The organism is Streptomyces sp. NPDC031132 (assembly GCF_055570595.1).
In genome coordinates, this window is sequence record NZ_JBVIGX010000009.1 from 166786 (window position 1) to 183203 (window position 16418).

20 protein-coding genes and 1 tRNA gene are annotated in these 16418 nt (G+C 71.6%); 5 read left to right on the forward strand and 16 right to left on the reverse strand.

The genetic code is table 11. The features are described 5' to 3' along the window. The first annotated feature begins 19 nt into the window (after window positions 1-19). Complete coding sequence (locus ACZ49B_RS16260; RefSeq protein ID WP_468305875.1) at window positions 20-655, forward strand: TetR/AcrR family transcriptional regulator; 636 nt, start codon at window positions 20-22, stop codon at window positions 653-655. Window positions 656-736: 81 nt separating this feature from the next. Here ACZ49B_RS16260 and ACZ49B_RS16265 read toward each other — a convergent pair whose 3' ends face one another. Continuing rightward, window positions 737-2290, reverse strand: coding sequence for an MDR family MFS transporter (locus tag ACZ49B_RS16265; RefSeq protein ID WP_468305878.1), 1554 nt, complete (start codon window positions 2288-2290; stop codon window positions 737-739). A gap of 88 nt (window positions 2291-2378) precedes the next feature. Beyond that, a complete protein-coding gene (locus ACZ49B_RS16270) occupies window positions 2379-2771 on the reverse strand; it encodes a MarR family winged helix-turn-helix transcriptional regulator (RefSeq protein WP_468306161.1) in 393 nt (130 codons plus the stop codon). Window positions 2772-2985: 214 nt separating this feature from the next. On the opposite strand from ACZ49B_RS16270, the gene ACZ49B_RS16275 reads away from it, so the two are divergent. Next, window positions 2986-3228 (forward strand): hypothetical protein, encoded by a 243-nt coding sequence (locus ACZ49B_RS16275; protein ID WP_468305880.1) that lies wholly within the window; start codon window positions 2986-2988, stop codon window positions 3226-3228. Between the two features lie 160 nt (window positions 3229-3388). Here ACZ49B_RS16275 and ACZ49B_RS16280 read toward each other — a convergent pair whose 3' ends face one another. From ACZ49B_RS16280 to ACZ49B_RS16325, 10 genes are all read right to left on the reverse strand, one after another. Beyond that, window positions 3389-4114 carry a hypothetical protein gene (locus ACZ49B_RS16280; RefSeq protein ID WP_468305882.1) on the reverse strand — a complete coding sequence of 242 codons (726 nt, stop codon included), beginning with the start codon at window positions 4112-4114 and terminating at the stop codon, window positions 3389-3391. A 50-nt stretch (window positions 4115-4164) separates the two neighbouring features. After that, window positions 4165-5031: an RNA polymerase sigma factor SigF gene (locus ACZ49B_RS16285; protein WP_468305885.1), complete on the reverse strand. Its 867-nt coding sequence runs from the start codon at window positions 5029-5031 to the stop codon at window positions 4165-4167. A gap of 219 nt (window positions 5032-5250) precedes the next feature. Next, entirely contained in the window at window positions 5251-6204 is a 954-nt protein-coding gene (locus tag ACZ49B_RS16290) for an RNA polymerase sigma factor SigF (protein WP_468306164.1), read from the reverse strand. A gap of 287 nt (window positions 6205-6491) precedes the next feature. After that, window positions 6492-6653, reverse strand: a complete 162-nt coding sequence (locus ACZ49B_RS16295; protein ID WP_266995657.1) for a hypothetical protein — start codon at window positions 6651-6653, stop codon at window positions 6492-6494. A 388-nt stretch (window positions 6654-7041) separates the two neighbouring features. Further along, window positions 7042-7332 carry a hypothetical protein gene (locus ACZ49B_RS16300; protein WP_468305887.1) on the reverse strand — a complete coding sequence of 97 codons (291 nt, stop codon included), beginning with the start codon at window positions 7330-7332 and terminating at the stop codon, window positions 7042-7044. Window positions 7333-7528: 196 nt separating this feature from the next. Then, window positions 7529-7613, reverse strand: a tRNA-Ser gene (locus ACZ49B_RS16305). 67 nt (window positions 7614-7680) lie between these two features. Beyond that, window positions 7681-8109, reverse strand: coding sequence for a tRNA adenosine(34) deaminase TadA (tadA, locus tag ACZ49B_RS16310; protein ID WP_468306167.1), 429 nt, complete (start codon window positions 8107-8109; stop codon window positions 7681-7683). Window positions 8110-8171: 62 nt separating this feature from the next. Further along, window positions 8172-8720 (reverse strand): tRNA adenosine deaminase-associated protein, encoded by a 549-nt coding sequence (locus ACZ49B_RS16315; RefSeq protein ID WP_468306170.1) that lies wholly within the window; start codon window positions 8718-8720, stop codon window positions 8172-8174. 370 nt (window positions 8721-9090) lie between these two features. Beyond that, a complete protein-coding gene (locus ACZ49B_RS16320; protein WP_030292405.1) occupies window positions 9091-9276 on the reverse strand; it encodes a hypothetical protein in 186 nt (61 codons plus the stop codon). A 117-nt stretch (window positions 9277-9393) separates the two neighbouring features. Then, window positions 9394-10344, reverse strand: a complete 951-nt coding sequence (locus tag ACZ49B_RS16325; RefSeq protein WP_468305890.1) for a universal stress protein — start codon at window positions 10342-10344, stop codon at window positions 9394-9396. A gap of 203 nt (window positions 10345-10547) precedes the next feature. Here ACZ49B_RS16325 and upp point away from each other — a divergent pair, with 203 nt between their 5' ends. Beyond that, on the forward strand, window positions 10548-11183 hold the full coding sequence (gene upp / locus ACZ49B_RS16330; protein WP_030160225.1) for a uracil phosphoribosyltransferase: 636 nt from the start codon (window positions 10548-10550) through the stop codon (window positions 11181-11183). Between the two features lie 85 nt (window positions 11184-11268). Here upp and ACZ49B_RS16335 read toward each other — a convergent pair whose 3' ends face one another. Next, on the reverse strand, window positions 11269-11919 hold the full coding sequence (locus ACZ49B_RS16335; protein WP_468305892.1) for a LytR C-terminal domain-containing protein: 651 nt from the start codon (window positions 11917-11919) through the stop codon (window positions 11269-11271). A gap of 205 nt (window positions 11920-12124) precedes the next feature. Then, window positions 12125-12424, reverse strand: a complete 300-nt coding sequence (locus ACZ49B_RS16340; RefSeq protein ID WP_030160221.1) for a type II toxin-antitoxin system VapB family antitoxin — start codon at window positions 12422-12424, stop codon at window positions 12125-12127. A gap of 88 nt (window positions 12425-12512) precedes the next feature. Between ACZ49B_RS16340 and ACZ49B_RS16345 the strand changes: the two genes are divergently transcribed. Together ACZ49B_RS16345 and opcA are read left to right on the forward strand one after the other, a co-directional pair. After that, window positions 12513-14093: a helicase HerA-like domain-containing protein gene (locus ACZ49B_RS16345; RefSeq protein WP_468305895.1), complete on the forward strand. Its 1581-nt coding sequence runs from the start codon at window positions 12513-12515 to the stop codon at window positions 14091-14093. Between the two features lie 166 nt (window positions 14094-14259). Continuing rightward, entirely contained in the window at window positions 14260-15192 is a 933-nt protein-coding gene (gene opcA, locus ACZ49B_RS16350) for a glucose-6-phosphate dehydrogenase assembly protein OpcA (RefSeq protein WP_468305897.1), read from the forward strand. Here the strand turns inward: opcA and ACZ49B_RS16355 are convergent. Beyond that, on the reverse strand, window positions 15141-15626 hold the full coding sequence (locus ACZ49B_RS16355) for a cupin domain-containing protein (protein WP_199828095.1): 486 nt from the start codon (window positions 15624-15626) through the stop codon (window positions 15141-15143). The two genes, opcA and ACZ49B_RS16355, sit on opposite strands and share 52 nt — an antisense overlap. An 87-nt stretch (window positions 15627-15713) precedes the next feature. After that, complete coding sequence (locus ACZ49B_RS16360) at window positions 15714-16313, reverse strand: HhH-GPD-type base excision DNA repair protein (protein ID WP_468305900.1); 600 nt, start codon at window positions 16311-16313, stop codon at window positions 15714-15716. Window positions 16314-16418 lie beyond the last annotated feature (105 nt).

Consider the following 16418-nt stretch of genomic DNA (forward strand, 5'->3'; position numbering starts at 1 on the left):
TCGTGAGGAGGGTGCCTCCATGGTGACCGCGGCCGATCCCGGCAAGGCCCGGACCAGCGTCTGGCTGGCCGGCGGGCACACCGCACCCGCCAGACGCCGCACCGAGGCGCCCTCCGGCCTCGACCGGGAGCGGATCACCGGCGCCACCGTACGGCTGCTCGATGCCGAGGGGCTGGCCCGGTTCTCGATGCGGCGGCTCGCGGCCGGGCTCGGGGTCACCGCGATGTCCCTGTACTGGTACGTCGACACCAAGCACGATCTGCTCGAACTCGCCCTGGACCGCGCCCTGGGCGAGCTTCCGCTGCCCCGGAGCGCACCGGCCGACCCGGCCCAGGAGGGCTGGCCCGGCCGGCTGCGGTCGCTGGCCTGCGGCTACCGGCGGCTGCTGGCGGAGCACCCGTGGGTGGCTCCGCTGACCGCCGCGTACCCGAACATCGGCCCGCACGCCCGAGCCTTCGACTCCGCCCTGCAGCGGCTGCTCGACGCCACCGGCCTGGCGGGCGCCTGCCGGACCGGCGCGCACCTGGCCGTCTCGCAGTTCCTGCACGGGTGCGGGGGCGCCGCCCGGCGGGTGCCCGACGGGGACTTCGTCCTCGCGCTCGACGTGCTGATCGCGGGCATCGAGGCGAAGGCCGCCGCCCGGCCGGGGACGTAGAAAACCCCCGCCGGGTGCCCCGCCCGTCCTGTTGAACAGGGGGGAGGCGGCCCGACGGGGGTCCGGTGTTGCCCGGTGTCGCTATTCCGCCGCGGCCGTCGCCGCGGATGCCGACGCCGTCGGGGCGTGGGCGGCCGGCTTCGACTTCAGCGCGACCTCCTTGATGAACAGCACCAGGACGAGCGCGAGCAGCGCGGTGGGCGCGGCGTAGAGGAAGACGTCGCCGACGCCGTGCCCGTACGCGGACTCGATGACCGTGCGGAACGGCGCGGGCAGCTTGTCGAGGTCGGGGATCCCGCCGCCGGCGGTGCCGCCGTGGCCCATCGCCGCGGCCTTCGGGCCGAGTGCGGCCAGCCCGTCCTTGACGTAGTGGGTCACCCGGTTGGCCATGACCGCGCCGAGCGCCGAGACGCCCACGGCGCCGCCGAGCGAGCGGAAGAAGGTGACGACCGAGCTGGCCGCGCCCAGGTCCTCGGGGGCCACCTGGTTCTGGGTGGCGAGGACAAGGTTCTGCATCATCATGCCGAGGCCGAGTCCGGTCAGCGCCATGTAGATCGCGATGTGCCAGTACGGGGTGTCGTACCGCAGGGTGCCCAGCAGTCCGAGGCCGGCCGTCAGCAGGACGCCGCCGGAGACGAGCCAGGCCTTCCACTTGCCGGTCTTGGTGATCACCTGACCGGAAACCGTGGAGGAGACGAAGAGCCCGCCGATCATCGGAATCGTGAGGATTCCGGACATCGTGGGGGACTCGTTGCGGGCCAACTGGAAGAACTGGCTGAAAAAGACCGTGCCCGAGAACATCGCGATGCCGACGAAGAGCGAGGCGGCGGAGGCGAGGGTGATGGTCTTGTTGCGGAACAGGCGCAGCGGGATGATCGGGTCGCTCGCCTTGGACTCGACGAGGAGGAAGAGCAGGCCGAGCACGACGGCGCCGCCGGTCATCGCCGCGGTGGTCCAGGAGATCCAGTCGTACGAGTCGCCGGCCTGCGTGACCCAGATCAGGAGCAGGGAAACGGCCCCGCTGATCAGGAAGGCGCCGAGCCAGTCGACCTTGACGTCGCGGCGGACGACCGGGAGGTGCAGGGTCCGCTGGAGGACGATCAGGGCGATGACCGCGAACGGCACGCCGACGTAGAAGCACCAGCGCCAGCCGAGCCACGAGGTGTCGGTGATGACGCCGCCGAGCAGCGGGCCGCCGACGGTGGCGACGGCGAAGACCGCGCCGAGGTAGCCGCTGTACCGGCCGCGCTCGCGCGGGGAGATCATCGCGGCCATCACGATCTGGGCGAGGGCCGACAGGCCGCCGACGCCGATGCCCTGGACCACGCGGCAGGCGATGAGCATGCCGGTGTTCTGGGACAGGCCCGCGACCACGGAGCCGAGGACGTAGATCACCAGGGATATCTGGACCAGCAGCTTCTTGCTGAAGAGGTCGGACAGCTTGCCCCAGAGCGGGGTCGCCGCCGTCATCGACAGCAGGGCGGCGGTGACGACCCAGGTGTAGGAGGACTGGGTGCCGCCGAGGTCGCTGATGATCTGCGGCAGGGCGTTGGAGACGATCGTGGACGACAGGATCGCCACGAACATGCCGAGCATCAGCCCGGACAGCGCCTTCATGATCTGCGGGTGGGTCATGGGGGCGGGTGTGGAATGGGGAGTGGTCTGTGACCGGCTGCCTTCCTGCACGCCGGTGGGTGCGGTCGTCGCCATGTGGTTCCTTTGTCTAGAAGCTCGATCGGAGCCGGGTCAGCAGGGTGTTCAGTACGTCGATGTCGTGGGCGGACCAGTCGGCCAGGGCCTTCTCCAGCGCGCTGGTGTAGCGGGCGCCGAGCTCTGCGAGGAGCGCGTGGCCGGCCGGGGTGAGCCGCAGGATGCGGCAGCGGCCGTCGCCGGGGTCGATGTCGCGGGTGATCCACCCGCGGTCGGCGACGTGGGCGACGTGGCGGCTGGTCACCGAGATGTCGATGGCCATGAGGTCGGCGAGGCGGCTGAGCCGCATTTCGCCGTGGCGGTCGAGCAGGGTGAGGACGGCGGCGGAGCCCGGCGGGCAGTCCGCAGGGAGCCTGCGGGCGAGGTCGCGCTTGACTGCGCCGATGCCGGTGAGCTGGCGGGCCAGTTCCTCGTAGCGGGTGGGGTGGGGCGGCGATGGTGCCTGCGGCGTCCGGCGTGCAGGTGGTGCGTGGGGTGCCTGCGGCGCATGGGTGGTCATCGGCCCTCCTCTCCTCATGTTGTTGCTTAGGGCAACCATAGAATCGATTGGTTGCTACAGGCAAATGAATCGAGGGGGTGGGGCGGTAAAGGAATCGGAAAACCCGCTAGGGTCCTGAGGCATGGCTGCGAACCACAACTCACAGGGCCCCGAGGGCAACTACGACCCCGCGGGCAGCACTCAGATGTTCCGGGCGTTCGTCGAGGAGGCCGCGCCGGTCGCGCCGGGGCCGACCGCTCCGGGGTCTCGGCGGCGGCAGACGCAGGCTGCTTCGGGGTCCGGGTCGAAGGCCGGGATGTGGCTGGGGGTGGGGATCGCCGCCCTGGCGCTGATCGGGGTGGTGGCCTGGCTGGCCCTGCGGTAGCCCTGCCGGGTCGCTGCGCGTGCTCTCTCTCCCCGCCCCGCCCTTTCTCCTTTTGCCGGGGCCTGCCCCGGACCCTGGTCGGGCGCGCCGCCGTGGCAGCCGGGGGCTCTGCCCCCGGACCCCCGCGCCTCGAACGCTGGCGGGGCCGGTGATGGCCCTGTTACGTCCAGGTGGCTGTCGTCGATCGGGTCTCCATGTGCATGCCCAGCGGGACTCGCCAGGATTCGACGCAGACCGTGTAGGTCTGCGTCTTCGTCGTGCCGCCGGGGATGGGGGTCGGCAGGGGCTGGTTCGTGGTGATCGTGGCCCAGTCGATGCCGAGGGCGCCGATGATGTGCGTCGCGAAGGACACCGTGCCTGAACGGGTCGGCGTCGTCCCCGTGTTGGTGAACGCCACCGTGACGTTCTCGCACCAGCGGTCCGCCGCCGGGGTGCGGGTCGGCGGGCTCACGGTCAGCCTCGCCGGCGTGGCCGGGGGTGTCGTCCCCGGCTTGGGTGTCGGGGTTCCCGGGGCGGGGGCGGGCGGGGCCGCCTCGGACGGGGGCTGGGGTGGCGGCGTGGTCCCGGGCGGGTTGGCCCCGGGTGGCGTGGTCCCGGGCGGGGTGGTCGTGGCTCCGCTCCGGGCGGAGGCGGCAGGACTCTGCGGACCCGGGGTACTGGCCGACGTACTCGTGGTGGAGGACGGGGCCGATCCGGCCAGCTGCTGGAACTCCACCGGCGCCCCGGGCGCGACGTTGTCGCCCGCGCGGCGCTCCGGGCCGGGGGCGACGGCGCCCGCGGCGGCGTAGCCGTCACGTGCCGGGCCGCCGCACCCGGTCAGGCATGCGGCGGCCAGTACGAGCAGCGTGAGCGGGGTGAGGGCGGCTCGGCGTTCCCTTCGCGGCATCGCGGTAGTGTGACTGACTGCGTGTCAGATGGGAACCCCGCCCTCGGTGACTACTCGCCGATCAGGCCCACCCGGAGCTGCGCCAGCGTGCGCGTGAGCAGCCGGGAGACGTGCATCTGGGAGATGCCGACCTCCTCGCCGATCTGCGACTGCGTCATGTTCGCGAAGAACCGCAGCATGATGATCTGCCGTTCCCGGGGCGGGAGTTTGGCGAGCAGCGGCTTCAGCGACTCGCGGTACTCGACGCCCTCGAGCGCCGTGTCCTCGTAGCCGAGGCGGTCCGCGAGCGAGCCCTCGCCGCCCTCGTCCTCGGGTGAGGGCGAGTCGAGCGAGGAGGCGGTGTACGCGTTGCCCACGGCGAGGCCGTCGACGACGTCCTCCTCCGACACCCCGAGCACCGCGGCCAGTTCCGGCACCGTCGGCGAGCGGTCGAGCTTCTGGGCGAGCTCGTCACTGGCCTTGGTGAGGGCGAGGCGCAGTTCCTGGAGCCGGCGCGGGACGCGCACGGACCAGGAGGTGTCCCTAAAGAATCGTTTGATCTCGCCCACGACGGTCGGCATCGCGAACGTCGGGAACTCCACGCCGCGTTCGCAGTCGAACCGGTCGATCGCCTTGATCAGGCCGATCGTGCCGACCTGGACGATGTCCTCCATCGGCTCGTTCCGGCTGCGGAAGCGAGCGGCGGCGTACCGCACCAGGGGCAGGTTCAGCTCGATCAGGGTGTCGCGTACGTACGCCCGTTCGGGGCTGTCCGCGTCCAGGGCGGCAAGTCGCTGGAAGAGGGAGCGGGAGAGGGTGCGGGTGTCGATGGCTTCCGAGCGGACAGGCGCTGCAGGCAGTGCAGGCACTGCAGGTGCTGTCGGCGCAGCGCTCTTGACGAGTGTGAGCACCTTGGAGCTGCCCTGGTCTACGGACATGCCACCCCCTTGAGGTCGCGGACGGTCGCGTACGGCGCGCCCGTCGGAGGAACGCAGCCTCCACCTGAATACCGGAGGCGGGGCTGCGGCAAACGCGGTTCCAGCAGAATGTCACATGTCGGCAACGCGCTGTAGCGCCAAGTCGACATATATCTCCAGCGACAGAGCGGAATGAGCCCATTCCGTGGGAAACGGAGGAACGATCTCCACCCGTTTCAGCTACGCCTCGATCCTGTTTGCGGATCGGAGCCGGGCGAAGCTGCGGGCGAGCAGCCGGGACACGTGCATCTGCGACACCCCGAGCTCGGCGCTGATCTGCGACTGCGTCAGGTTGTTGTAGTACCGCAGCAGCAGGATCCTTTGTTCACGTTCGGGCAGCTGTACGAGCAGGTGCCGTACGAGGTCCCGGTGTTCGACCCCGGCCAGCTCGGGGTCCTCGTAGCCGAGGCGGTCCAGCAGGCCCGGCAGCCCGTCGCCCTCCTGGGCGGCCTCGAGCGAGGTGGCGTGGTAGCTGCGCCCGGCCTCGATGCAGGACAGCACCTCGTCCTCGGTGATCCGCAGCCGCTCGGCGATCTCGGGCGTGGTCGGCGTGCGGCCGTGCAGGGTGGTGAGGTCCTCGGTGGCGGCGTTCACCTGGACCCACAGCTCGTGGAGCCGGCGCGGCACGTGGACGGTGCGGACGTTGTCGCGGAAGTACCGCTTGATCTCGCCCACGACGGTCGGCATCGCGAAGGTCGGGAACTGCACCCCGCGGTCGGGGTCGAACCGGTCGATCGCGTTGATGAGGCCGATCGTGCCGACCTGGACGACGTCCTCCATCGGCTCGTTGCGGCTGCGGAAGCGGGCGGCCGCGTACCGGACGAGCGGAAGGTTCGCCTCGATGAGGGCCCCGCGCACCCGGTGGTGCTCGCTCGTGCCCGGCTGAAGGCCCTTCAGCTGCCCGAACAGGACCTGGGTGAGGGCCCGGGTGTCAGCGCCCCGGCTCTGCGGTCTCGGGGCCGCCGGAGGCTCCTCCGGGGAGTCCTGCTGGGGCGGGACCTGGGAGTCCGGCTGGGCCTCGCGGGGGGCGCCGTGCGGGGCGTGGCGCGGAGCGTCGTGCTCAGGGGCGCACTGAGGGGCGCATTGAGGGGCGTGCTGGGGGGCGTGCGAGGCGCCCTGCGGGCCGTGCGTCACTTCGCGCTCCGGGCCGTGCTGGGGATCCTGCTGGGGTGGCACCTGAGGCGCAGTACTGGCCGGCACGGTCACGCCACCCCTTCATGTATCAACTCATCCGTCAAAAGCGGTCATAGCATCACAAGACATGTGCACTGTGTGCAAGCACCGTATATCACCGTGTTGAGGGCAAGTTGGGCATAATGGGGTGTTTTGGATAGGTCCCTCACGGGGTGCGGGAATGCAAAAGCCCCCCACCCGTCGGAGTGGAGGGCCGGTCTGTCCGGAAGCCGCGTCAGCGTACGGGTTCAGCGCACCAATTCGGTCATGAACGCGCCGATGCCGTGGGCCGCGTCCGAAATGCCCTGGAAGCCTATTTTCACGATGTCGGCCGCCTTCACCGGCTGGGTGATGATCACGAAGAGCACGAATATGACGAGCCCACCCGTGATCATCTTCTTGGTGTCCATGAGCGGTGTCGGCCTCCCCAACCGGTCCTGCGCAGTCGGGTGAGTCTATCCGGACGGGTTCGGACACTGACCAGGTCTTTATGGACCAATGACCCGGTGGTCCGGGTCCTTTGCCGCGGGGCGGGCGGCCGCGGGTGGCGCAGCATTGAAGACGAGCCCACCGGTTCTGGCAGGAAACCGGTGGGTGAGGGACAGGACCTCACTGCGGGGTCCGAGCCGCAAGCTTCCCCCTGACTGCGGCCCGGACTGGCAGGTTCCGTCCTCGTCGGGGGAGGTGGCTTGTCCCCCCGATGCCACTTCCCCCGCCCGTACGTCGAAGGCCCCGACCCCGGTCGGGGCCTTCGACGTACCGGCGGTGCGGACCGTCCCGTACGGGCTGCCGTTCCGGCTATTGGACGGCGCCGAGCAGGTCCAGGACGGGCGCCACCGGCGAGACCACGGGCCACAGCTGGTCCGGCAGGTTCATCAGCTGATTGAGCTGGTTGACCCCCGGGATGACCCTGTCGCCGAGCTCCTGGACGGAACCCGGCGTCGCCCCTTCCGGCATGCCCGGGGCGGCCTGCGGCAGGTCCGGGAGGGCGATCGGGGCCGTGGGGGCGGCGGAGGCGGCCGGTGCGGCGAGGCCCGCGGCGGCCCCCGCGAGGGCGAAGGCGGCGAGCATGCGCTGGGTCTTGGTCATGCCGTGACAACGGCAGAGCAGGGCACACGGTCACGCGGGCGTCATCCGTAAAGACGCGTCGGGGCGCGCCGAAGGCGCCGGACGCACCGAGACGTGCCGGGCGTGCCGGGCGTGCCGGGAGAGTGCCGGACGAGACCGGGAGCGCCCGGACACGCCGAAAGCCCCGTCCCTTGCGGGGCGGGGCTTCCGGTCGAAGCGGTAGTGGAGGGATTTGAACCCCCGATGGGTTGCCCCATACTCGCTTTCGAGGCGAGCTCCTTCGGCCACTCGGACACACTACCGAGATGGATCCTAGCCTACGGATCCGCATCAAATGAAATCGGTGTCCCCGAGGGTCCCCGAGCCGCCTCAGAGGTCGCGGAAGAAGTCCGTGAGCTGCCGCGCGCATTCCTCGGCGAGCACGCCGCGGACCACTTCGGGACGGTGGTTGAGCCTGCGGTCCCGTACGAGGTCCCAGAGCGACCCCGCGGCTCCCGCCTTCTCGTCGTCGGCGCCGTAGACGACCCGTGCCACCCGCGACTGCACGAGCGCGCCCGCGCACATCACGCACGGCTCCAGGGTCACCACGAGGGTGCACCCCGGAAGCCGCCATTCACCGAGCCGGGCGGCCGCCCGGCGCAGCGCCAGCACTTCGGCGTGCGCCGTGGGGTCGCCGGTGGCCTCGCGCTCGTTGTACCCGGTGGCGAGGACCTCCCCGTCCGGGCCCAGCACGACGGCGCCGACCGGCACGTCGCCGGCCGGCACCGCCCGGGCGGCCTCCTGGAGCGCCAGGCGCATGGAGTCCCGCCACGGGTCCCGTACGGGATCGGGGCCCTGCAGGGGGTGGTGCGTGGTGATCACTAGCGGACGGCCTCCAGCACCTCGGTGGCGCCGAGGGAATCGGCGATCTCCGAGAGGGCGTCCCCGTCGAGGGTCATCAGTTGTTTGTGGCTGACGCCGAGGTCGTCGAGCAGCCGGGGGTCGCCGAGCGGACCGGCCGGCACCGGTTCCGCGCCGGGCGAGTCCTCCTCGTCCCCGTCGTCGTCGGCGTCGGCGAACGCGGCGATCGTGTCCTCCTCGCCGTCCTCGGTGCCGTCCAGGTCCAGTTCGTCGAGTTCGTCGTCCTCCTCGTCGCTGCCCAGCAGCTCGTCGGTCAGCATCGAGCCGTAGGAGCTGCGGGAGGCCGCGGAGGCGTTCGACACGTAGTACCGCGGGTCCTCCTCGCCGTCCACGCGGACGACGCCGAACCAGGCGTCCTCCTGCTCGATGAGGGCGACCACCGTGTCGTCGTCGACAGCGGCGGCACGGGCGAGATCGATCAGATCACTCAGGGACTCGACGTCGTCGAGTTCCATGTCGCTCGCTTCCCACCCGTCTTCGGTGCGCGCGAGCAGTGCGGCGAAGTACACCGTGACTCTCCCACTGGTCATAGGCGTGCCGGTTGGAGGTCCCCCCGGCCGGAGGTGGGAAGGGTTGGAACGGCTGTCCTGCTCGCCGTTTCGTGCCCCGCCCAATCGGCATCGTGGCAGAAACGGCGGCTTTGCGAGAGGTCTTCCGCGCTTGCGTCGTGCCGTGCCGCTTGCCGTGGGGGTTGCCGGGGCGCGGCGAGGCGGCCTTGCGGGCCCGCCCACGATCCCGCGGACCTCCTCGGCGCGGCGCCGTTGCCGGGGGCTCTGCCCCCGGACCCCCGCGCCTCAAACGCCGGCGGGGCTGGATTTTGCCCGGCGCCGTTGGATGTGCCCGGCGGACCCGGGTTTACCAGCGGAAGCGGACCCGGGTTTACCAGCGGAAGGTGCGCATGCGCATCTGCTGGCGCATGCGGGCGGCGCGGGCGCGGCGGGGTTGTACGCGGTCGCGCAGGGCACGCGCCTCCATCAGGTCGCGCAGGAACTGCGCACGGCGCGCCCTGCGCTGCGCCGCCGTCTCCGGCGCGTCGTTCTCCCGGCTCGGCTGCGTGTCGGGCATCGGCCACCACCCCAGGCTGATCCGGTCGTCCTCCTCCGCCGGCGCGAAGCAGACCCCCCGCACCCCACCTTCCCCCGGACGGGCCGATTGATGCCACCCCGTCGCAGCTCAGAAGGGTTACGAGTCGTCCGACAGGGTGGGGACCACCGCCACGGGGCCGTGCGCGTGGTGGAGCACCGCGTGGGCCACCGAGCCGATCATCAGGTGCCCGACGCTGCGCCGCGGGTGGTGGCGGCCGACCACCACCAGGGCCGCCGACCGGGAGGCCGTCACCAGGCGCTCCGCCGCGTCGCCCGGGACCGCCGCCTGCTCGACCGGCACCTGCGGCCACCGGGCCCGGAACGGCGCCAGCCGCTCCGTCTGGGAGCGCAGCATCTCCCGCTCCGCCGGGACCGCGTTCCCGTCGTCGGCCAGCCCCTCCGGCGGGATCACCTGGAAGGGGCTGTCCATCACCAGCGTCGGCGCCGGCGGGATCGCGTACGCCGAGACCACCTGGACGGTGGTCCCCCGTGCGGCCGCCTCCGCGAAGGCGAAGGCCAGTACGTCGTCCGCGGTCTCGGCGGCGTGCAGGCCGAGCACCACCCGGCCGGCGGAACCGGCAGACCCGTCGGACGGCTCGGCCGGCGCGCTCCGCGCCGCGTGCGGGACCACCACCACCGGGCACGCCGCCGTCGAGGCCAGGGCGCGGCTGTTCGAGCCGAGCAGCAGGGCCGCGAAGCCGCCGCGCCCCCGGGAGCCCATCACCAGCATCAGGGCACCCTCCCCGCTCACCCGCAGGGCCTCCGGCACGGAGCCCTCCAGGGCGTCGTACCGCACTTCCTCCGGCAGTTCGGGGGTCTCGGCCAGGATGCCCCGCACCCGTTCGCCGACGGGGTCGGCGTACTCCTCCGGCTGCGAGGGGTCGGCGAGGGAGGAGCGGCGCGCCGCATAGAGCTGGGCGGAATCGGGCAGCACGTGCGCGACGACGAGACCGGTGCGGTGGCGGAGCGCCGCGGTCCGCGCCCATTCCAGCGCTCGGAGGCTGTGATCGGATCCGTCGACCGCCGCGACCACCGGTGCGTTGCTCATCAGTCCAGCGTGCTGGGCGGCCGGGCGGGTCGCATCCGCAGGCCGCCCGCAGGCCCGCCCGCAGGCACGTTCGGGCGCGGCTGCCGGTTCGGACGCACGGGGGTGCGCACACCGCGTAGCCTTTTGCCCGTGGGTCGCGAAAAAGTGCGGCCGTTTTTGCAGGTCGCAGGTCGAAACCCGGCAGCTGAGCCTTGGAGGATGTTGTGCGTTTGCAGGTCGTCGATCACCCCTTGGTGGCGCACAAACTGACCACCCTGCGCGACAAGCGCACCGACTCCCCCACCTTCCGTCGGCTCGCCGACGAGCTGGTGACCCTCCTCGCGTACGAGGCAACCCGTGACGTGCGCACCGAGCAGGCCGACATCGTCACGCCGGTCGGCCCGACCACCGGCGTGAAGCTCTCGCACCCGCGCCCGCTGGTCGTGCCGATCCTGCGCGCCGGTCTCGGCATGCTGGACGGCATGATGCGGCTGCTGCCGACCGCCGAGGTGGGCTTCATGGGCATGGTCCGCAACGAGGAGACCCTCGAGGCCTCCACGTACGCGACGCGCATGCCGGAGGACCTCTCCGGGCGGCAGGTCTACGTCGTCGACCCGATGCTCGCCACCGGCGGCACGCTCGTCGCGGCGATCCAGGAACTGATCAAGCGCGGCGCCGACGACGTCACCGCCGTGGTGCTGCTGGCCGCGCCCGAGGGCGTCGAGGTCATGGAGCGCGACCTCGCGGGCACGCCGGTGACGGTCGTGACGGCCGCGGTGGACGAGCGGCTCAACGAGCACGGCTACATCGTGCCGGGCCTGGGCGACGCGGGCGACCGCATGTACGGCTCGGCCGAGTAGGCCGACGGCCCCCTACCCGTACCGGTACCCGTACGGCCGACAGCCGGCCGCCTGCGAAGGCGGCCGGCTGTTCGTGTCAGGGGGGTCAGCAGGTCTTGGCGGGCGCGGGCTGGGGGTTGGCCAGCAGGGCCAGCTCCTTGTCCGCCGCCTCCTTCGGGCTGAGCTCCTTGAAGGCGTCCCCGAGGATCAGGTCGATGTCCGCGCCCTCGCGCGCATCGGTCTGCTGCGTATCGCCCTCGAGCTGGGTGCCCAGTACGGAGAAGGCCGCCTTGTCGGTCTTGGGCGAGCCGAGCAGTATCCCCGTCCCGGGGACCTTCTTGTCGAAGTCGGCAGGGGCGTTGCCGACGTTGGCGACGGTGAAGCCGCGTTTCTTCAGCTCGTCGGCGACCGCCTTGGCGAGCCCCGCGCGCGGGGTCGCGTTGTAGACGTTGACCGTGATCTGGCCGGGCTGGGGCAGTGCGACAGCCGGTTTGGCGGCGGGGCTGGCGGCCGCCTCGGCGCCCGCCCTGGGCTTCGGGGTCGCGCAGTCCTTGCCCGCCGCGACGGGCTTCCCGCTCCCGCCGCGGAACACGTTCATGAGCTGCAGGGTTCCGTAGCCCAGCAGGGCGAGACCGAGGACTGCTCCGAGCGCGGTGAGGACGATCCGCCGGCGCCGCCGGGGTCGGCTCATGCGGGGGTAAGCCGCTCCCGTGACGCGGTACTTTCCGCCCATGCCGGGGGGAGTGAGCATGCTCATGGGCGCAGCGTAATACCGCCTGCTGCCGATGCCCACCAAATGATCTGTTGATAGGGCAAGACCGACCCGAAAGGCGCAATTTACGCGAAAGCGGAACGCGCAGGGCTCGGGTCTCAGAGCTCGGGTCTCAGGGCTCAGGTTTCAGAGCTCAGGTGTCGCCTCGCCCGGCGGGCCTCGCCCCGGTGTGTCCCCGGCGTTCCCGGCGTCAGTAGTCCATTTCGAGGACGCGGGCGTGCAGCACCTGGCGCTGTTGCAGGGCCGCGCGCACGGCGCGGTGCAGGCCGTCCTCCAGGTACAGGTCGCCCTGCCACTTCACGACGTGGGCGAAGAGGTCCCCGTAGAACGTGGAGTCCTCGGCCAGCAGCGTCTCGAGGTCCAGCTGCCCCTTGGTCGTCACCAACTGGTCGAGCCGGACCGGGCGCGGGGCGACATCCGCCCACTGCCGGGTGGTTTCCCTGCCGTGGTCGGGGTACGGCCGCCCGTTTCCGATGCGCTTGAAGATCACACGGAAAGCCTACCGGGCCGGTGCCTGCGGGCGCAGCCTCGCTATGCCGGTGCAAAAGTGGCAGACAGGGCTATTTCGGGAGTGATGTATGAGCGAGAGCACCGACCCCGCGTCCCCGGCCGACCAGATCGCCGCCGGGTACGCCTTCACCGGACCCGCGCTCGAACTGGGTGCCCTGCTCTGGGACGGCACCTGCCTGCCGGACCGGCAGATCCGCATCCCGCTGTCGATGCTCAACCGCCACGGCCTGGTCGCGGGCGCCACGGGCACCGGCAAGACGAAGACCCTGCAGCTCATCGCCGAGCAACTGTCGGCGAACGGCGTCCCGGTGTTCCTCGCCGACATCAAGGGGGACGTCTCCGGGATCTCGGCCGCCGGCACGCCCAACGAGAAGATCACGGAACGGGCGAAGGAAGTCGCCCAGGAGTGGGAGGCCAACGGATTCCCCAGCGAGTTCTATTCGCTGGGCGGGATCGGTCCCGGCATTCCGCTCCGGGCCACCGTGACGAGTTTCGGCCCGGTGCTGATGTCGAAGGTGCTCCAGCTCAACCAGACCCAGGAGCAGTCGCTCGGCCTGATCTTCCACTACGCCGACACCAAGGGCCTGGAGCTGATCGACCTCAAGGACCTGCGGGCGGTCGTCGCCTTCCTCGTCTCCGACCAGGGGAAAGCCGAGCTCAAGGGCATCGGCGGGCTGTCCACGGTGACGGCCGGGGTGATCCTGCGTTCCCTGACCGCGTTCGAGCAGCAGGGCGCCGCGGAGTTCTTCGGCGAGCCGGAGTTCGACACGAGCGAATTCCTGCGGACGGCCGCCGACGGGCGCGGGCTGGTCTCCGTACTGGAACTCCCGGCGGTCCAGGACAAGCCGCAGCTCTTCTCCACGTTCCTGATGTGGCTGCTGGCCGACCTGTACACGGACCTGCCGGAAGTCGGCGACCTGGAACGGCCCAAGCTCGTCTTCTTCTTCGACGAGGCGCACCTGCTGTTCAACGGCGCCTCCAAGGCCTTCCTGGAGTCCATCACCCAGACGGTGCGGCTGATCCGCTCGAAGGGGATCGGCGTCTTCTTCGTGACGCAGACCCCCAAGGACGTGCCGGGGGACGTCCTCGCGCAGCTCGGCAACCGGGTGCAGCACGCGCTGCGCGCCTTCACCCCGGACGACGCGAAGGCGCTGAAGGCCACCGTGAAGACCTTCCCCAACTCCCCGTACGACCTGGAGGAGCTGCTGACCGGGCTCGGGACGGGCGAGGCGGTGGTCACCGTACTCAGCGAGAAGGGCGCCCCGACCCCGGTGGCGGCGACCCGGCTGCGCGCCCCGCAGTCGCTGATGGGCCCGATCGACGCGGCGGCGCTGGACACGGCCGTGAAGTCCTCGCCGCTGCACGCGCGGTACGCGGAGGCGGTCGACCGCGAGTCGGCGTACGAGAAGATCAGCGCCGAGCAGGCTGCGGCCGAGGCGGCGGCGGAGGCGGCCGCGTCCGAGGCAGCGTCCGAGAAGCAGGCCAAGGAGGCCGCGAAGGCGGCGCGCAGCGCACCGAAGGCGGATCCGTCGCTGGCCCGGCAGGTGGTGGGGAGCGGGCTGTTCCGCTCACTGGCCCGGTCGGTCGGGACCCAGCTGGGGCGGGAGATCTCGCGGTCGCTGTTCGGGACGGCGAAGCGGCGGAGGTGACGGGGAGGTGAGGGGGAAGCGCGCCGGTCGCGCGGGTGGCGACGGAGCGGCGCAGGGGACGGCGAGGCGGCCCAAGTGACGGCGAGGCGACCCAAGTGACGGATTCGGCGGCCGGATCCGCAGCCGGGGTGCCGCCCGGGGCTCCGTCGCTGACAGACTTCGCCCCATGCGGACCGAACTCACCGACACCACGTCCAGCAAGATCGACCGGGCCCTGCTCGAGGCCCGCCGGGCCATCGGGAGCCCCACGATGGGCCTGGTGCTGACGCTCGTCATAGCGACCGACGAGGAGAACGCGTACGACGCCGTCCGCGCGGCCTCGGAGGCCTCGCGCGAACACCCGTGCCGCATCATCGCGGTGATCAAGCGCACCTCGCGCGGCCCGCAGAAGCTGCGCCAGACCCGCCTGGACGCCGAGCTGCGCGTCGGCTCGGACGCCGGGACCGGGGAGATCGTGCTGCTGCGCCTGCACGGGGCGCTCACCGAGCAGGCGGGCTCGGTCGTCCTCCCGCTGCTGGTGCCGGACGCGCCGGTGGTGGCGTGGTGGCCGGGCGACGCACCCGCCGACCCGGCGCGGGACCCGCTGGGCGCGCTGGCGCAGCGCCGGATCACCGACGCGGAGGCCGCCGCCGACCCGGTCGCGGTCCTGGACGCGCGGGGTGCCTCGTACGCCCCGGGGGACACCGATCTCGCGTGGACCCGGCTGACGCCGTGGCGGGCGCTGCTGGCCGCCGCGATGGACCAGAAGCCGCTGCCGGTGACGGGCGGGGCGGTGGAGAGCGAGGCCGACAACCCGAGCGCCGAGCTGCTGGCCCGCTGGCTCGAGGACCGGCTGGGGGTGCCGGTGGACCGGGTCACCACGGACGGACCGGTGATCACGCGGGTCCGGCTGGACGGCCCGGAGGGGGAGATCACGGTGAACCGCCCGGACGGGGCGCTGGCCACGCTGGTCCTGCCGGGCAGCCCCGACCGCAAGGTGGCCCTGAAGATCCGCAGCAAGGCCGAGCTGATCGCGGAGGAGCTGCGGCGCCTCGACGCGGACGAGGTCTACGCGTCGGCGCTGCGCAGGCGGCCGGCCCAGGCGTCGCTCTCCGCGTAGTGGTTGTCGTACGTGGGCTGGCTGTCGATGATGTCCTGGACGGTGGCCTCGCCCGCGCGGACCCGGCCGAGCAGCCGGTAGTAGTCGAAGCGGCCCATGCCGGGCGTGAAGCCGACGAAGACGCTCGCCGTGTGCCCCGGGGAGGGCGCGAAGGCGTGCTTCACGCCCGCCGGGACGGACAGGAAGTCCCCGGCGGTGAGGGTCCTGACCTCGTCGCCTACGAGTACGTCGAGCCGGCCGGCGGTGACGTGGAAGAACTCGGTCGCCTTGGTGTGGAAGTGGACGGGGGCGCCGGCCGCGCCCTCGTCGAAGGTGGCGGTGTTGCAGGTGAGTTCGGCGGTGTCCGTGAGGAGGGTGATGACGCTGCCGGGACCGTCGGTGATGGTCTCGGCGGTGGCGGCGCGGGTCAGGATCTCGTTCTTCTCGTTCGTCATGATCATGAATCTACCCGGCCGTTTGACCGGCAGCAGGGGCCAATTGGCGCCATAAATTCCCGGTCAATCTCGGTCAACCCCGGTCGGTCAGTCGATGCTCTTCTCCGCCTTGGCGGCTTTGGCGGCGGCCTTCATCTCCTGCTTGTGCGCCCGCACCTTCGCCAGGGATTCCGGCCCGGTGATGTCGGCCGCCGAGCGGTAGACGTTCGCCTGCCCGTAGCCGCCGGCCGCCTCGCGCCAGCCCTTGGGGCGCACGCCCAGCTGTTTGCCGAGCAGGGCCAGGAAGATCTGGGCCTTCTGCTCGCCGAACCCGGGCAGCTCCTTGAGACGCTTCAGCAGCTCGTCCCCGGTGCCCACGCCGCGCCAGATCGCCTCCGCGTCCCCGTCGTAGTGCTCCACGAGGTACGCGCACAGCTGCTGCACCCGCTTCGCCATCGAACCGGGGTAGCGGTGCACGGCCGGCTTCTCGGAGAGCAGCGCGGCGAAGGCCTCGGGGTCCTGGGCGGCGATGGCATGGGCGTCCAGATCGTCCGCCCCCATCCGCGTGGCGATCGTGTACGGCCCCGAGAACGCCCACTCCATCGGCACCTGCTGGTCCAGCAGCATGCCGACGAGCGCGGCGAGCGGGCTGCGGCCGAGGAGCGCGTCGGCCTCCGGCTGCTGGGCCAGCCGCATCGTGATGTCCATGGATCCAGCCTCCCGCGTGGCCGCGTTCCCCGCGCGGTCGCCGCACCGCGGCCCTAGCGTGAGAACCGCGCAAAACGCGACCCGCGACACACAAACGACGACACA

Excerpts from the sequence above, each read along its gene's own strand:
- ACZ49B_RS16260 (WP_468305875.1), top strand. The coding sequence starts at position 20 with ATGGTGACCGCGGCCGATCCCGGCAAGGCCCGGACCAGCGTCTGGCTG.
- ACZ49B_RS16265 (WP_468305878.1), bottom strand. The coding sequence starts at position 2,290 with ATGACCCACCCGCAGATCATGAAGGCGCTGTCCGGGCTGATGCTCGGC.
- ACZ49B_RS16275 (WP_468305880.1), top strand. The coding sequence starts at position 2,986 with ATGGCTGCGAACCACAACTCACAGGGCCCCGAGGGCAACTACGACCCC.
- ACZ49B_RS16280 (WP_468305882.1), bottom strand. The coding sequence starts at position 4,114 with ATGCCGCGAAGGGAACGCCGAGCCGCCCTCACCCCGCTCACGCTGCTC.
- ACZ49B_RS16285 (WP_468305885.1), bottom strand. The coding sequence starts at position 5,031 with ATGTCCGTAGACCAGGGCAGCTCCAAGGTGCTCACACTCGTCAAGAGC.
- ACZ49B_RS16295 (WP_266995657.1), bottom strand. The coding sequence starts at position 6,653 with ATGGACACCAAGAAGATGATCACGGGTGGGCTCGTCATATTCGTGCTC.
- ACZ49B_RS16300 (WP_468305887.1), bottom strand. The coding sequence starts at position 7,332 with ATGACCAAGACCCAGCGCATGCTCGCCGCCTTCGCCCTCGCGGGGGCC.
- tadA (WP_468306167.1), bottom strand. The coding sequence starts at position 8,109 with ATGCGCCTGGCGCTCCAGGAGGCCGCCCGGGCGGTGCCGGCCGGCGAC.
- ACZ49B_RS16320 (WP_030292405.1), bottom strand. The coding sequence starts at position 9,276 with ATGCCCGACACGCAGCCGAGCCGGGAGAACGACGCGCCGGAGACGGCG.
- ACZ49B_RS16325 (WP_468305890.1), bottom strand. The coding sequence starts at position 10,344 with ATGAGCAACGCACCGGTGGTCGCGGCGGTCGACGGATCCGATCACAGC.
- ACZ49B_RS16335 (WP_468305892.1), bottom strand. The coding sequence starts at position 11,919 with ATGAGCATGCTCACTCCCCCCGGCATGGGCGGAAAGTACCGCGTCACG.
- ACZ49B_RS16345 (WP_468305895.1), top strand. The coding sequence starts at position 12,513 with ATGAGCGAGAGCACCGACCCCGCGTCCCCGGCCGACCAGATCGCCGCC.
- opcA (WP_468305897.1), top strand. The coding sequence starts at position 14,260 with ATGCGGACCGAACTCACCGACACCACGTCCAGCAAGATCGACCGGGCC.
- ACZ49B_RS16355 (WP_199828095.1), bottom strand. The coding sequence starts at position 15,626 with ATGACGAACGAGAAGAACGAGATCCTGACCCGCGCCGCCACCGCCGAG.
- ACZ49B_RS16360 (WP_468305900.1), bottom strand. The coding sequence starts at position 16,313 with ATGGACATCACGATGCGGCTGGCCCAGCAGCCGGAGGCCGACGCGCTC.